The sequence below is a fragment of the Aeromonas veronii genome (assembly GCF_040215105.1).
In the GTDB taxonomy this organism is placed as follows: Bacteria; Pseudomonadota; Gammaproteobacteria; order Enterobacterales; family Aeromonadaceae; genus Aeromonas; species Aeromonas veronii_G.
Genome location: NZ_CP157875.1, coordinates 390,741 through 405,000, shown reverse-complemented (window position 1 = coordinate 405,000; position 14,260 = coordinate 390,741). Strand labels below are relative to the sequence as shown.

The window sequence follows — 14,260 nt, the reverse complement described above, 5'->3', positions numbered from 1 at the left end:
ATTGAACATTTGAAAAGTCACTTTATAATTAACTTCTCAAATACCCAATTAGGTTGTCGCCATGCATCAGATTCTGGATAGCCGCAAGGAAGAACGGATAGTCCCCCTGTTTCGCTTGGGGTTCAGGCCCTTCTTTCTGCTTGGAGCCCTGTTTTCGATCCTGGCCATGATGGGGTGGTTGGGGCAACTCAACGGCTGGTTCATTCTGCCCGGGCTGACCAATCCCATCTGGTGGCACGCCCATGAGATGCTGTTCGGCTTCGGTGCAGCCATCGTCGCAGGCTTCCTGCTGACCGCAGTCCAGAACTGGACGGCCCACCCTGGCGTACGTAGTTGGTCGCTGGCTCTGGTGGTGGGGCTCTGGGCCTTGCCAAGGGTTTTATTGCCCTGGCTGGGAGAGGGCAATATTCCGCTGATGCTGGCCGACCTCATCTGGCTGCCACTGTGCGCCTGGTTTCTCGCCAAGCCCATCATCCTGACCCGTCAGTGGCGCAACCTCTTCTTTGTCCCCCTGCTCGTCCTGCTGACCCTGCTCAATGGCGCCAGCTGGTGGTGGCGAAGCGATTGGCTCATCACCGAGCATCTGCTGATCACCACGGTACTGCTCTTCACGACGCTGATCGCCGTGATGGGAGGCCGGGTCATCCCCTTCTTTACCGCCAGAGCCACCAACACGGAGAAAGCCATTCCCCGCCTTTGGTTGGAGCGCGGAGCCTTGGCATCCCTGTGGCTGATCCTGCTGCTCTGGTTGTTGCAGCCCCTTGCCGGGATCAACCCTCTCTATACATTCCCTCTATATATAGTGGCGGCATCCCTGCACCTGTGGCGGCAACTGCGCTGGCGCCCTGCTACCACCCTTCCACACCCCTTGCTGTGGTCCCTGCATCTGGCTTACCTGTTCATCCCGCTGGGCTTGCTCGCCCTCGCAGCCCAGGCCGCCGGCTGGCCCATCACTCTGTCGCTGGCCAGCCATCTGCTGAGTGCGGGCTGCATGGGTACCATGATCCTCGGGATGATCGCCAGAGTCTCCCTCGGCCATAGTGGCAGAGCCTTGAAAGTGGGCCGCAGGATCACGGCGGCTTTCGCCCTGGTCATCCTCTCTGCGCTGATGCGGGTCCTGATCCCTCAACTCTGGCCGGCATTGACCCTGACGGGATGGAATCTGAGTGGCTGGAGCTGGATAGCGGCCTACGGACTGTTCACCTGGGTCTACACCCCCATACTGATGAGCCCGAGGGCGGATGGGCGCCCGGGCTAATCCATCAGGAGCGGGCGGGATAGTGGATCAGGTTGTGGAAGACGGCGGGAGCAATGCCCAGATTGCGATACCCGTGGGGACGGTCGGCGGCGAAACGTACCGCCTCTCCCTGTTCCAGAGCCCGCCACTCTCCGTCAGTCAGCACCTCCATGGCGCCACTAATGACGATCACATGCTCGGTGACACCCGGTTCGTGGGGTTCGGACTCCCGTTGATAGCCGGGTAGCAGGGTGAGCTCAAACAGCTCGAACCCGAATCGCCCCTCATAGGGAAAGAGTGGCGCCACCTGCATGCCCTCCCCCGCCGGCTGTTGGCGAATGGCATCGGCGACGCGATAGAGGGTCCGCTCCTGTTCATTCGGAGTGGGCTCGATGAAGCTTGAGAAAGAGACGCGAAAGCCGGTGGCAATCTTCCACAGGGTCGCCACCGTCGGACTCGATTCCCCCCGCTCAATCTGCCCCAGCATGGCCTTGCTGACCCCGGTTTCCCGGGCGGCGGCATCCAGACTCCAACCCAGTTCGGCACGCAGTGCCTTCAACCGCGTCGCCAGGTGCTGACTCATCTCTTGCATCACTCCTCCCCGACATCTTATTCCACCATCTTGTGCGTAATAACGCACAAGGCTATAGTCAGGATCACATTGTACGCAATAACGCACAGGCCGCCAGCCTGCACAAGGAAGTCCCATGCCCCTCGCCCTACCCCATCTGGCCGCAGGCCTGATCGCCGTGCTGGTTGGCTATACCAGCTCCGTCGTACTGATCATTCAGGCGGCAACCGCCGCAGGAGCCGATGCCGCCCAGGTCTCCTCCTGGCTATGGACCCTTGGGATTGGCATGGGGGTGAGCTGCATCGGCCTCTCCCTCTATTATCGCGTCCCCGTATTGACCGCCTGGTCCACCCCCGGCGCCGCCCTGCTCATTACCAGTCTGGGAAACTTCAGTCTGGCGGAGGCCATCGGCGCCTTCGCCATCTCCTCCTTGCTGATCACCCTGTGTGGCATCAGTGGCTGGTTCGATCGGCTGATGCGCCACATTCCCGCCCCTCTGGCCGCCGCCATGCTGGCCGGAGTGCTGCTCCGTTTCGGACTCGACCTGTTCAAGGTTGCACCGCAGGATCCCTTGCTGCTGGGAACACTTTTGGCAGCATTTTTGATAGGTCGTCACTGCTTGCCACGCTATACCATGGTGCTGGTACTGGTGACCGGCATGCTGCTCTGTACCCTCAGAGGGGAGCTGCAGCTGAGCAGCGTCAGCTGGCAACTCTCCAGCCCGGTCTGGACCACCCCGACATTCTCCCTTGATGCCTTATTGGGGATAGCCCTGCCGCTGTTCATCGTCACCATGACCTCGCAGAACATGCCCGGCATCGCCATTCTGCGAGCCCACGGTTATCAACCCGCCACTTCTTCCCTCATCACCTGGACCGGCCTGACCGGCTTGCTGCTGGCTCCCTTCGGCGGCTATGCCTTCAACCTCGCCGCCATCACCGCCGCAATCTGCATGGGCAAAGAGGTGGATCCCGATGCCAACCGCCGCTGGCCCGCCGCCGTCTGGGCCGGTTGCTTCTACCTCCTCACCGGCTGCTTCGGGGCCACCGTAGTGGCACTGTTCAGCGCTTTCCCCAATGTGCTGGTGACCTGCGTGGCCGGTTTGGCGCTGCTCGGCACCATAGGCAGCAGCCTGCAGGGAGCGCTGCAGCAGGATGAGGAGCGGGAAGCCGCCTTGCTCACCTTCATCATCACCGCCTCCGGGATCACCCTGCTCGGCATAGGTTCCGCCTGCTGGGGCCTGCTGATCGGCATAGTCCTGCATCAAGTCAATCGACTGCGCGGCTGACCTGACCATCTGGGGAGACCCCAGTGAGACTCCGCACATAATTCGGAGAATATTGTTCACAGCTGAAACTCATTGCCGTCTAGTGGGCTGGAGGCGTCCATTCTTCCCGGGATGTGCCTCGTCAGACTCAATACTGGAGAAAGATAATGAGGAATCAGGCTGTCATATTATTACTGGCCCTGCTGGGCACCACCGCGGCTCACGCCGCCGATCGGGACAGGGAATTGGCGCGGGAGCTGGCGCTGCAACACAAGAACCTGCATCCCCTGCTCGCCAATCAGCACTACCAGGCCCCGCTGCCGGATCTGCTGCAAAAAGCCAGCCCCAGGTTGAAGCGGCAGGCCGTGGCAGCCGACCAGGCGGCCATCAGCCGGCAGGGGCTGGAGGGAGAGGTCAAGCAGCTGATGCAGCTGAGGCTGGCCAACCCCGAGCAGGCGACTGCACTCAAGCAAGGGAGTGAACCGCTCATCGCCTATGTGCCCAGTGGCGATGAACAGAGCTGGAGCGCCATCGAAGCCTTCGATACGGCTGGCAACCCCGTCTATCTCGATGTGAACCAAGCGCCGGCACGGCCGGTTCTGGTGGTGGAGGCCGATCCCGTCAAAGCCAAGAACGCCGGGCTGCAGGTGATGCGAAAAGCGCTGGCCGTCGCAGAGTTGCAAGCTGCCCCGATGGCACAAAGCAGCACGACCCCCCTTAAAACCAGCATCCTGAAGAAGATCAGACTAAGCGATGACCAGGAGCCCTGGCTGCTCGGGGCCGCCGAAGTCTACGCCGTGGTGGCTGGCGTCAATCCCAGCCGGGATGAGCCCGTGGTGGATATCGTCGACATGCCTTATCTCGACTACGACAACACGGATTACAGCCCGAACCAGATCCTGGTGTATTGGGATCGCTATCGCTGGGGGGCCGTCGATCTCGTCATGATGGAGCAGGATGACAACGTCAACTACAAGGAGCTGAGCGCCCTGCTGATCGAGGCGCTCAAACTCGGCTTCACCGCCGGCGGCGTGCCGGAAGCCCTGCCCTTCCTCGACCTCGGTGGCCGCATCGTCAAGGCCCTGCCTGACTCCTGGATGACCAACAATGACGATTACCTGGATACCTTCTACACCCTGGAGCAAGACCAGCGTTATGACCAGTATCCGGGGGCCGCCGGCAATGCCATCATTACTCTGGAGCCCAAGGAGATACAGCCGACCCGGCCCTAACGCCCGGCCATAGCAAAAAAGCCAATGAGGTGACTCATTGGCTTTTTTCATTGCGCTGCCTGCCGGGATCAGACCTGGGACTTGGGCCGCACCCCCAGAGTGTGGCAGATGGCGTAGGTCAGCTCGGAGCGGTTCAGGGTATAGAAGTGGAAATCCTTCACCCCTTCCTGACTCAGCACTCGCACCTGATCGATGGCGATGCTGGCCCCCACCATGTTGCGGGTGGTCTGGTCATTGTCCAGCCCCTCGAAGCGCTGATGCATCCAGCGCGGGATCTTCACGTTGGTGAAACCGGCGAACTTGGCCAGGGTCTGGTAGTTGGAGACCGGCAGTATCCCCGGCACGATTTCGGCGTCGATCCCGATGGCGGCGCAGCGATCCCGAAAACGCAGGTAGGTCTCCACGTCGAAGAAGAACTGGGTTATGGCACGGTTGGCACCCGCATCGATCTTGCGCTTGAGGCTCAGCAGATCGGACTGGGCGCTGCGTGCCTCGGGGTGGCCCTCGGGATAGGCTGCCACCGAGATATCGAAATCCGCCTCGGACTTGAGCAGGGCAACCAGGTCGGTGGCATACATGTCCGGCTTGTCGACACCGGGCGGCAGATCACCGCGCAGGGCGACGATATGACGGATGCCGCTGTTCCAGTAGTCGCGAGCGATGGTGCGCAGTTCGTCGCGGCTGGCATCGATGCAGGTCAGGTGCGGCGCGGCGATGAGACCCGTGCGTTCCTTGATGTCCTTGATCACCTTGTGGGTGCGATCCCGGGTGCCCGAGTTGGCGCCATAGGTCACGGAGACGAACTTGGGCTCCAGCACCTGCAGCCGCTCGATGGATTGCCACAGAGTATTTTCCATCCCTTCGCTGTTGGGGGGGAAGAATTCGAAGCTGACCGAAATGTTGTTACCCAAATCCGCCAGACTCTGGTTGAGAGCCTCAACCTGACGCGCGCTGTGAAATCCCATCTGTTCTCTCCCTGTCCTGCCATCTGCTTTGGTACGTCAAAACGGATGTTTGGACGTCTAAACGTCTTGCTATCTTTATGAGAAAACCGATCAAAGTCAACATCGATTTGCATCGAATTTCGGATCGATGGTTTTTTTATTCGGCAATTCGACTTAAGTAAACATGAACCCCCATCCCAAAATGATCTCAGGCACGCTATGATGCGGGCGGATCGTCTAGGACGTTCTGAATCTGCGTGTGATTGTTTGGCCGGGTCTTCCCGGCCTTTTTTTAACTTTCCCCTCCTCCTGCCGATAATCATTTGAGTCACTTGCAGGAATCCATCATGGAAGATCACCCCGGCTTTGCCACCGACTTGCTGTTTGACCGCTATCAAGGCGAGGTCAGGGATCACGGCCAGTTCTGGGCTGTGCGTACCCCGTCGGCGCCGGATTACTACTTCGGCAACTATCTGCTGCTCCCCTCCCCGCCCAATGACCGTGACAAGGGCTGGCTCGAAGCCAGTTTCGATCACTGGATAGGCCAGGATCCCAGGATCCGTCACCGCACCTTCCAGTGGCCCCTTGCCGAGGGGCAGAACAGCCGGGTCGCGGGCTTCGTGGCCTCGGGCTACCAATACATGGAGTGCGTGGTGCTAGCGCTGGAGTCCCCTCGCTGGCAGGCCCCGGCCCAGACGACGTTTGCCCCCGCGCGTCCCTTCACCACCGCAGACTGGGATGACTGGCTGGCGCTGGAGATGGCCGAGCGGGAGCCGGCTCACCCCGCCGAACACTACCTCACGTATCTGCACGCGCGGCGCAATCTCTATCAGGGCATGATTGCCGATGGGCTCGGGCAATGGTGGGGGATCTGGCAAGGAGACGAGCTGCTCGCCAGCTGCGGCCTCTTCTTCACCGCTACCCAGGGACGCTTCCAACTGGTGCGTACCCACAGGGATTGGCGCAACCGCGGGCTCTGTCGCCAGCTGCTGAGCCAGGTCTCACGCCAGGGTCTGACGCAGGTCGAACGCCTCATCATAGTTGCCGACGAGCATTATCATGCCCAACGCATCTATCGCAGCCTGGGCTTCGTCCCCGTCGCCCGCATCGGCAGTCTGTGCCGCTGGCAAACCTGATGAAAGCCTCTTGGCCCGGGAGGATTCTGCCGCGAAGGCGTCGTCCGGCCGTGAATAGAAAAGGCCCGGACTGTGCCGGGCCAAAGAGACGTGCTGGATTAGCTGGCCACGATGGGCCGATCCGATGGGGATCAGAAGCGGTAGCCAACACCAAACATGAAGGCGACCGGGTCGATGGAGGTGTTGATGGTGCCCACCGCGGTATGCACATCGGTGTCGATGTCCATGACCCAGGCGGAGGCGTTGACGAACCAGCGGTCGTTGATGGCCATATCCAGCCCCACCTGACCCGCCAACCCCCATGAGGAGTCGACGCTGACATCGGTGCCATCCAGTGCGCCGCGGCCCTCTTCGTCGAAGAAGAAGGTGTAGTTGACGCCCGCCCCTATGTAAGGACGCACCTTGCTGTTGGCATCACCGAAATAGTATTGCGCCATCAGGGTCGGCGGCAGGTGCTTGACCTTGGCCACCTCACCCAGCCCCGGGGTCGATACCGAATGAGAGAAGGGTGTTGCCGCCAGCAGCTCGACGCCCCAGTTGTCGGTGATCATGTAGGAGAGGGTCAGCCCCAGTTGCATGTTGCTGTCGATATCCAGCTCACCCGTGCCCAGCACATCGTCGCTGCTGGTCTGGGGGGAGACAAATGCCAGCCCGCCACGCACCAGGATATCACCGGCCTGGTGTGCCATGGCGAGGGGGGAAGCAAAGGCGGCTGCGATTACCAGAGGAAGGATCTTTTTCATCACTTAATTCCCTTTTTTTGTTTTCTTTCTATGTTGTAAGCGCGAAAACTATAAAAGGATGTGAATGAAGAGTTATTGATTTAGCTCAATAGTTATCAAGAAATAGATGGATTGACACCGCAACTTTGTTTGATCGCGAAACCATCAAGAACCAATAAAAATCATATTATATACATACACTTACACATGAGTTGCATTTATACACCGCACTATAAATACCAATGAAATATATGTTTAATTTGCTGACTATCCAGCCTGGATGTTGTTTAACTGTCGCTGACGGCGTATTTTATTAATGCGGTGTAAGCAGGCTGTAATAGAAGATTTATGAAACCACAGACTCGAAAAGACAAAATACTGGGTATATTGGCAGCCATCTGGGGCATCGGCTCCTTCCTGTTTATCTTGCTGGGCTTCGTGGTTGCCCTCGCCTTCCTGATGCTGACCCACTGACCCCTGTCAGCCACCTCCCTCGAGATTTTCCGGCCTTGAGCCCCCATGAAAAAGGGGCCATAAAGGCCCCTTGTTCGTCTTGCTCGCTCTATTTTCCCAGCAGCGGCGCCAGGAAGCGCGCCGTGTGGGACTCCTTGCAGCGACTCATCTCCTCCGGCGTGCCGGTGACCAGGATGCGGCCACCGCCAGAGCCCCCTTCCGGCCCCAGATCGACGATCCAGTCTGCGGTTTTTATCACGTCCAGATTGTGCTCGATGATGACGATGGTATTGCCTCTGTCCCGCAACTGGTGCAGCACCTTGAGCAGCTGCTGGATGTCGTGGAAGTGCAGGCCCGTGGTCGGCTCATCCAGGATGTAGAGGGTCTGGCCGGTGTCCCGCTTGGAAAGCTCCCGCGCCAGCTTGACCCGCTGCGCCTCGCCGCCCGAGAGCGTGGTGGCCGACTGGCCGAGGCGGATGTAGGAGAGGCCCACATCCATCAGGGTTTGCAGCTTGCGCGCCACCGCTGGTACCGGGTCGAAGAACTCGCGCGCGTCTTCCACCGTCATCTCCAGGATCTCGTGGATGTTCTTGCCCTTGTACTTCACCTCCAGAGTCTCGCGGTTGTAGCGCTTGCCCTTGCAGACATCGCAGGGCACATACACATCCGGCAGGAAGTGCATCTCCACCTTGATGACCCCGTCCCCCTGGCAGGCCTCGCAGCGCCCTCCCTTCACGTTGAAGGAGAAACGGCCCGGCTGATAGCCGCGGGAGCGCGCCTCCTGGGTGCCGGAGAGCAGCTCGCGGATGGGGGTGAACAGGCCGGTATAGGTCGCCGGGTTGGATCTCGGAGTACGGCCGATGGGGCTCTGATCGATGTCCACCACCTTGTCCAGATGTTCCAGCCCTTCCACGCTGCGATAAGGCGCCGGGGTCGACTCGGTGGCCTTGTTCAACTCCCGATGGGCGATGCGGAACAGGGTGTCGTTGATCAGGGTCGACTTGCCGGAACCGGAAACGCCGGTGACGCAGGTCATCACCCCGATGGGCAGATCCAGGTTGACGTTGCGCAGGTTGTTGCCGCTCGCCCCCTTCAATTTCAACCACTTGCCGGTGAGCGGGGTGCGCTCGGCAGGGATGGCGATCTGCTTGCGACCGGACAGGTAGTCACCGGTCAGGGACTCGGGATTCGCAATGATCTCTGCCGGCGTCCCCTGCGCGACAATGGCGCCGCCGTGCACCCCGGCGCCGGGGCCGATGTCGAGCACGTGGTCGGCGAGGCGAATGGCGTCCTCGTCGTGCTCCACCACGATCACCGTATTGCCGAGGTCGCGCAGATGGGTCAGGGTCTTGAGCAACCGCTCGTTGTCGCGCTGGTGCAGGCCGATGGAGGGCTCATCCAGCACATACATGACCCCCACCAGACCGGCGCCGATCTGGCTCGCCAGCCGGATCCGCTGGGCCTCACCGCCGGACAGCGTTTCGGCGCTGCGGGAGAGGCTCAGATAGTTGAGGCCCACGTTAACCAGGAAGCCGAGTCGCTCGACGATCTCTTTCAAGATCTTCTCGGCGATCTGGGCGCGCTGGCCGGTGAGGTTGATACCGGCAAAGAACGCCAGGGCATCGCCGATGGATTGCTCGGCGATGGCGGGCAGGTTGCGGTTGTCCACGAACACGTGGCGCGCTTCTTCCCGCAGCCGGCTACCACCGCAGCTGGTGCAGGACTTGTTGGCAATGTACTTGGAGAGCTCTTCCCGCACCGAGTTGGACTCGGTTTCCCGGTAGCGGCGCTCCATGTTGTGCAGGATCCCCTCGAACGGGTGCTTGCGCACCACCACATCACCGCGATCGTTCATGTAGCGGAACTCGATCTCGGCCTTGCCGGAACCCCGCAGGATCACCTCCTGGGTCTTGAGGGGCAGATCCTCCCAGGGGCTTTCCAGATCGAACTTGTAGTGTTCGGCGAGGGATTTGAGCATCTGGAAGTAGTAGAAGCTGCGCTTGTCCCAGCCTCGGATGGCGCCACCAGCCAGACTCTGGCCCGGATCGCTGATCACCTTGGCGGGATCGAAATATTGCTGTACCCCGAGGCCGTCACAGGTGGGGCAGGCGCCGGCCGGGTTGTTGAAGGAGAAGATCCGCGGCTCCAGCTCCGACATGGAGTAGCCACACTCTGGGCAGGCGAAGTTGGCGGAGAAGGTCATGGGTTCCACCCCTTCTTCACCGTCCATGGGGGCCACCAGCACGATGCCGCCGGAGAGCGTCAGCGCCGTCTCGAAGGATTCGGCCAGACGCAGAGCCAGGTCGTCGCGCACCTTGAAGCGGTCCACTACCACCTCGATGGTGTGCTTCTTGTGCAGCTCCAGGGTGGGGGGATCGGAGAGATCGCACACCTCGCCGTCGATGCGGGCACGGATGTAACCCTGGGCCGCCAGGTTCTCCAGCAGCTTGGTGTGCTCCCCCTTGCGGTTACGCACCACGGGGGCCAGCAACATCAGCTTGCTGCCTTCCGGCTGGGCCAGTACCTGATCCACCATCTGACTGATGGTCTGGGCGGTGAGCGGGATGGCGTGGGTCGGACAGCGGGGTTCACCTACCCGCGCAAACAGCAGACGCAGATAGTCGTAGATCTCGGTGATGGTGCCCACGGTGGATCGCGGGTTATGGGAGGTGGATTTCTGCTCGATGGAGATGGCTGGGGAGAGCCCCTCGATATGATCCACGTCCGGCTTCTCCATCAGGGAGAGGAACTGGCGGGCATAGGCGGAGAGAGACTCCACGTAACGGCGCTGCCCCTCGGCATAGAGAGTATCGAACGCCAGCGAAGACTTGCCGGATCCGGACAGACCCGTCACCACGATCAACTTGTCGCGGGGCAGGATCAGGTTGATGTTCTTGAGATTGTGGGTGCGGGCACCCCGAATCACGATTTTTTCCATCTTCTTGCACGCTCGATACACAAACCAGAGCGAACCAGTATGGCATAGAGACTACTGGATGAATAGACAGTTAGCAGCGGAAATCATGGGGTCGACCCGCACTGGAAGGGTCGCTCTGTTTCACTCAGCAATCGCTCCTCCTGCCACAGTTGCAGCCTGAACCTGACGTGATACGGGCAGCTCAAGCCGAGGGTCAGTCGCCCCAGTCCATGGGGGCGATCCGCCGCCAGCACGAGCCGTCCTCGTTGCTGTTGATGGCTCTGTCCGGCCCCGCTCTGGCTCCAGAGATCCAGTCGATAATAGAGGGTTTGCCCCTGCTGGCTCAGTAGCATGGGTGCCAGCGAGAGGCCATGTTTGTCCTGCAAGGCATTGAGAGTGACCTCGGGGGCCGGACCTTGCAGCGCGGCCTGCGCCGGCATCAGGGCACAGAGGCAGAGCAGGGCGCCCGCCCATCCGGCATGCCACCTCCGGCGCCGACCCACCCCCAACGAGAAAGGGGCCCGCAGGCCCCCGGATGCACACAGACTCATCAATTGCCGCCCTGATAGACATAGGCCGTGTTGTTGCTGCCATACACATCGACCTGGGCCGTGTTGTAGCTGGCGGTCTGGACCACGTCGACCAGGTTGCCACCACCATTCATGCCGGCGTTGACATAGACATCGGCTACATGGTGGTTGCCGGTCTGTCTGACGGTCAGCTCATTGTCGCTACCCAGGTAGGATTCGACGGAGGCGTTGTTCAGCTCGCCAGTCTGGGTCACGGTAACGGTCGACCCGGAGTGGGACGCATCGGCATAGGCCCAGTTGTCGTTGCCGGTCTGGGTCACGATCAGCTCGTTGTCCGAGCCCCAGGTCCAGGCGCCCTTGCCTTCCCCGTCACGGGCGGCCGCCACCTGGTTGCGATCCCCGGTCTGAACGATGGCGATCTGGTTGTTGCTGCCCGCTTCCTGCACCGCATTGGCGTAGTTGTCGTTACCCTGCTGATCGATGGCCACAACCCCATCCGTACTGCTCGCCAGCTGTTTGACCACAGCCTCGTTGCCCTCGCCCAGCTGATCCACCCGCGCCTGGTTGCCCGCGCCGCGCTGCTCGGTATTGGCCTCGTTGCCGTCCCCAACCTGAATGATGCTGGCCTGCTCGCCCAGACCGTTCTGATAGGTAATCGCCCGGTTGTCATCGCCCGACTGCAGGACGGTCAGCACGTCATCCTGTCCCGCCTGGTTGCTCTGGATGTCGTTGCGGTTGCCGGTCTGGGTCAGGGTTGCACTCTCGCCAATCCCGCCCTGAATGGCCGTCAGGGTATTGCCTTCACCGGCCGCCGAGCCGGATTGCGCCGTCTTCACATAGCCGTCGACGCCGCTCTGGGTGACATAGGCCTTGTTGTCGAGGTCACGCTGATCGACCACGGCCTCGTTGCCGCTGCCAGACTGGGTCACCTTGGCCAGGGTGCCTTCCGGGTAGGTGTAGCCATAGCTGCCAGTGGCCTGGGTGACGGTCGCCTTGTTCAGGTTGCCGCTCTGACTCACCTGGGCTTCCGCCCCGTCGGCGATCTGCTGGGAGACCCGGGCCTCATGGTCATTGCCGGTCTGGCTGATATTGGCAATGGCTTTATCGGACCAGTAGTTGTCGATATTGGCATCGTTGTTGTTGCCCACCTGGCTCACGATGGAGCTGGCACCATCACCGTTGTCCTGCTTCACATCGGCGACGTTGTGATTGCCGACCTGATTCACCGAGGCATGGGAGCCTTCGTTGAACACCTGCTGGGTCACGGTGGCGACGTTGAAGTTGCCCGTGCTCGCCACCTCGGCGAGGGATCCGGCGGTGCTGGACTCCTGCGTCACCAGGGCATCGTTGCCCGCGCCGGTCTGGGCCACCTTGGCGTCAGACTGGCTGGTGTTCTTCTGGACGGTTTTCGCCTGGTTGTCAGCCCCGATCTGGCTGATGCTGGCCTCGTTGTGGTTGCTGTTGTCGATCTGCTCGACCGTGGCCAGGTTGTTGCTGCCGGACTGGGCAACCGTAGCCTGGTTGTTGGCGGAAGCGGCCCAGACACTGGAAGTCGCCAGTAATACGGCAGAGGCGATAATGGTACGTTTGAACATGATTTCCCTCTCGTGCTTTGCGGTGAGCCGAAGCTCAGTTGGTTTGAACGATTTTCACTTGCTGGTTGGCGCCCGCCTGAATGACGGTGGCCGACAGACTGGTGCCGTTCTGCTCTATGCTGGCCAGGTTGCCATCACCGAGCTGCACGGCCCGCGCCCGATTGTCATATCCGCTCTGGCTGATCCAGGCCTGGTTATCCACTCCTTGCTGCCATAGCCAGATCTGGTTGCCGATGCCCGCCTGATACAGCTCGGCGCTGTTGCCCACGCCAAGCTGCACGGCCTCGACCCAGTGCTGATCGCCGACCTGATCCAGACTCAGGGACTGCTGTGAGCCCCGTTGCACCAGACGCAGCCGGTTGTCATTGCCCTGCTGGCCGAGTTGCAGCTCGTTGTCCGATCCGAGTTGCCAAAGCTGTGCCTGATTGGCGTCCCCACGCTGAACCAGCTCGAGCTCATTGCCCGTGTCGAGTTCATTCAGCGACGCCAGATCCTGCGCCAGCACGGGCAGGCCGAGCAGACTCAGGGTCAACAGGAAGCGTTGCAGGTATTTCATCATTGATTACCTTTTTGGAGTGCCGAACCAGTATCACCAGCCCCCTGAAAGGCGGCTATCAGGCACAAAGCTGATTCGAGAATGATTCTCAAGCGTTCACTTTCTGAGCAGAAAGTGTGAGCTCATGCTGAGTCCGTTGATGGGGCGGGTAGGGTTGCGGCCAAGAGGTATCGGGCATAAAAAAACAGACCCCTGAAGGTCTGTCATTCTCACGTCGACTTGCGCAGCGCACGCCGCGCATCCGGATCACAGGATGGGGGCGCTGTCTTGCAGATAGCCCTGCAGGATGGGGTTTTCCAGATCGCGATTGTCGGCAAGCTGCCAGAGGTTGTCTCGCACCCCGTTGGCGATGAGCCGGATCACCGCCGATTCGATGGCGGACATGACGCACATCTGTACCGGTTCATTGGTACTGAAGCCCGCCTCCGCCTCCAGCAGCCGCTTGTACTCGACGAAGCGGAACACCCCGGCCTGCACCTGCTGGGAGAGGATGGTCTTGGAGGTGGTCACGCTGTTGAGGATGCGGCCGGAGCGGATATCCACCGCCCTCAGGTTGACCGTGACCTGATCGACCCTGTACTCCCCGCTGGCACCGATGCCAAAGTACTTGGCCCCCGCCCCGCCGGTCCGCACATTGCTGTCATAGGCCACGATGCCCCCTTCGATCAGGATATTGGCCGCCACCAGCGAGGGAAGCTGCTGCTGGTTGTTGCCGGGCACGTTGGGCTTGTTCTGGGTAGCGCGCACTATCTTGCGCTCGGTCAGCAGGTTCTGCAGCCCTTCCCGCTCCAGCGGCACGAACCACTGGGAATCCCACAACGCCGTGCTCAGCATGGCGACACCGCCCTGGGTCACGGCCGTGGAGAAGTTGGAGGCGGGCGCCGGCAGGTATTGGCCGGTCTGGTCGCGAAAATCGTAGACCGCCGCCACTATCTTGCCCTTGGGCTTGGGCAGGCTGATGAGCTCCTTGTAGGAGATGGATCTTGGCATCAGGGTCGCCTTCTCCTCCGGCTCCGGGGAGCCGATATGGGTGGCACACCCCCCGAGGAGCAAGCTGGCGAGCACGGGCAAGGCCGCGCATAACTGTATCCTTGTCATGG

The 14,260-nt window shown here is 60.9% G+C and carries 13 protein-coding genes; 5 read left to right on the top strand and 8 right to left on the bottom strand.

What is annotated here, in order from left to right:
- Window positions 1–61 precede the first annotated feature (61 nt).
- Entirely contained in the window at window positions 62–1,258 is a 1,197-nt protein-coding gene (locus tag ABNP46_RS01950; RefSeq protein ID WP_349920758.1) for an NnrS family protein, read from the top strand.
- Between the two features lie 4 nt (window positions 1,259–1,262).
- Here ABNP46_RS01950 and ABNP46_RS01945 read toward each other — a convergent pair whose 3' ends face one another.
- A complete protein-coding gene (locus ABNP46_RS01945) occupies window positions 1,263–1,829 on the bottom strand; it encodes a helix-turn-helix domain-containing protein (RefSeq protein ID WP_349920757.1) in 567 nt (188 codons plus the stop codon).
- 115 nt (window positions 1,830–1,944) lie between these two features.
- On the opposite strand from ABNP46_RS01945, the gene ABNP46_RS01940 reads away from it, so the two are divergent.
- Window positions 1,945–3,096, top strand: a complete 1,152-nt coding sequence (locus ABNP46_RS01940) for a benzoate/H(+) symporter BenE family transporter (RefSeq protein ID WP_349920756.1) — start codon at window positions 1,945–1,947, stop codon at window positions 3,094–3,096.
- A 146-nt stretch (window positions 3,097–3,242) separates the two neighbouring features.
- Entirely contained in the window at window positions 3,243–4,307 is a 1,065-nt protein-coding gene (locus ABNP46_RS01935) for a DUF3103 family protein (RefSeq protein WP_349920755.1), read from the top strand.
- Between the two features lie 68 nt (window positions 4,308–4,375).
- Here ABNP46_RS01935 and metF read toward each other — a convergent pair whose 3' ends face one another.
- On the bottom strand, window positions 4,376–5,272 hold the full coding sequence (metF, locus tag ABNP46_RS01930; protein ID WP_349920754.1) for a methylenetetrahydrofolate reductase: 897 nt from the start codon (window positions 5,270–5,272) through the stop codon (window positions 4,376–4,378).
- Between the two features lie 326 nt (window positions 5,273–5,598).
- Here metF and ABNP46_RS01925 point away from each other — a divergent pair, with 326 nt between their 5' ends.
- The gene (locus tag ABNP46_RS01925) at window positions 5,599–6,387 is read left to right on the top strand and encodes a GNAT family N-acetyltransferase (protein WP_349920753.1); all 789 of its coding nucleotides are present in this window, start codon (window positions 5,599–5,601) and stop codon (window positions 6,385–6,387) included.
- Window positions 6,388–6,518: 131 nt separating this feature from the next.
- Here ABNP46_RS01925 and ABNP46_RS01920 read toward each other — a convergent pair whose 3' ends face one another.
- Window positions 6,519–7,130: an OmpW family outer membrane protein gene (locus tag ABNP46_RS01920; protein ID WP_349920752.1), complete on the bottom strand. Its 612-nt coding sequence runs from the start codon at window positions 7,128–7,130 to the stop codon at window positions 6,519–6,521.
- Between the two features lie 327 nt (window positions 7,131–7,457).
- On the opposite strand from ABNP46_RS01920, the gene ABNP46_RS01915 reads away from it, so the two are divergent.
- Window positions 7,458–7,583, top strand: a complete 126-nt coding sequence (locus ABNP46_RS01915; protein ID WP_349920751.1) for a hypothetical protein — start codon at window positions 7,458–7,460, stop codon at window positions 7,581–7,583.
- Window positions 7,584–7,671: 88 nt separating this feature from the next.
- Here the strand turns inward: ABNP46_RS01915 and uvrA are convergent, their stop codons facing one another.
- From uvrA to ABNP46_RS01890, 5 genes are all read right to left on the bottom strand, one after another.
- Window positions 7,672–10,500 carry an excinuclease ABC subunit UvrA gene (uvrA, locus tag ABNP46_RS01910; protein ID WP_349920750.1) on the bottom strand — a complete coding sequence of 943 codons (2,829 nt, stop codon included), beginning with the start codon at window positions 10,498–10,500 and terminating at the stop codon, window positions 7,672–7,674.
- Window positions 10,501–10,583: 83 nt separating this feature from the next.
- A complete protein-coding gene (gene csgH, locus ABNP46_RS01905) occupies window positions 10,584–10,919 on the bottom strand; it encodes a curli-like amyloid fiber formation chaperone CsgH (RefSeq protein WP_349920749.1) in 336 nt (111 codons plus the stop codon).
- A 110-nt stretch (window positions 10,920–11,029) separates the two neighbouring features.
- Window positions 11,030–12,604 (bottom strand): curlin, encoded by a 1,575-nt coding sequence (locus ABNP46_RS01900; protein WP_349920748.1) that lies wholly within the window; start codon window positions 12,602–12,604, stop codon window positions 11,030–11,032.
- A 34-nt stretch (window positions 12,605–12,638) separates the two neighbouring features.
- Window positions 12,639–13,160 (bottom strand): curlin, encoded by a 522-nt coding sequence (locus tag ABNP46_RS01895; protein ID WP_349920747.1) that lies wholly within the window; start codon window positions 13,158–13,160, stop codon window positions 12,639–12,641.
- A 246-nt stretch (window positions 13,161–13,406) separates the two neighbouring features.
- Entirely contained in the window at window positions 13,407–14,258 is an 852-nt protein-coding gene (locus ABNP46_RS01890) for a CsgG/HfaB family protein (RefSeq protein WP_349920746.1), read from the bottom strand.
- Between the last annotated feature and the right edge of the window lie 2 nt (window positions 14,259–14,260).

Excerpts from the sequence above, each read along its gene's own strand:
- ABNP46_RS01950 (WP_349920758.1), top strand. The coding sequence starts at position 62 with ATGCATCAGATTCTGGATAGCCGCAAGGAAGAACGGATAGTCCCCCTG.
- ABNP46_RS01945 (WP_349920757.1), bottom strand. The coding sequence starts at position 1,829 with ATGCAAGAGATGAGTCAGCACCTGGCGACGCGGTTGAAGGCACTGCGT.
- ABNP46_RS01940 (WP_349920756.1), top strand. The coding sequence starts at position 1,945 with ATGCCCCTCGCCCTACCCCATCTGGCCGCAGGCCTGATCGCCGTGCTG.
- ABNP46_RS01935 (WP_349920755.1), top strand. The coding sequence starts at position 3,243 with ATGAGGAATCAGGCTGTCATATTATTACTGGCCCTGCTGGGCACCACC.
- metF (WP_349920754.1), bottom strand. The coding sequence starts at position 5,272 with ATGGGATTTCACAGCGCGCGTCAGGTTGAGGCTCTCAACCAGAGTCTG.
- ABNP46_RS01925 (WP_349920753.1), top strand. The coding sequence starts at position 5,599 with ATGGAAGATCACCCCGGCTTTGCCACCGACTTGCTGTTTGACCGCTAT.
- ABNP46_RS01920 (WP_349920752.1), bottom strand. The coding sequence starts at position 7,130 with ATGAAAAAGATCCTTCCTCTGGTAATCGCAGCCGCCTTTGCTTCCCCC.
- ABNP46_RS01915 (WP_349920751.1), top strand. The coding sequence starts at position 7,458 with ATGAAACCACAGACTCGAAAAGACAAAATACTGGGTATATTGGCAGCC.
- uvrA (WP_349920750.1), bottom strand. The coding sequence starts at position 10,500 with ATGGAAAAAATCGTGATTCGGGGTGCCCGCACCCACAATCTCAAGAAC.
- csgH (WP_349920749.1), bottom strand. The coding sequence starts at position 10,919 with ATGCCGGCGCAGGCCGCGCTGCAAGGTCCGGCCCCCGAGGTCACTCTC.
- ABNP46_RS01900 (WP_349920748.1), bottom strand. The coding sequence starts at position 12,604 with ATGTTCAAACGTACCATTATCGCCTCTGCCGTATTACTGGCGACTTCC.
- ABNP46_RS01895 (WP_349920747.1), bottom strand. The coding sequence starts at position 13,160 with ATGAAATACCTGCAACGCTTCCTGTTGACCCTGAGTCTGCTCGGCCTG.
- ABNP46_RS01890 (WP_349920746.1), bottom strand. The coding sequence starts at position 14,258 with ATGACAAGGATACAGTTATGCGCGGCCTTGCCCGTGCTCGCCAGCTTG.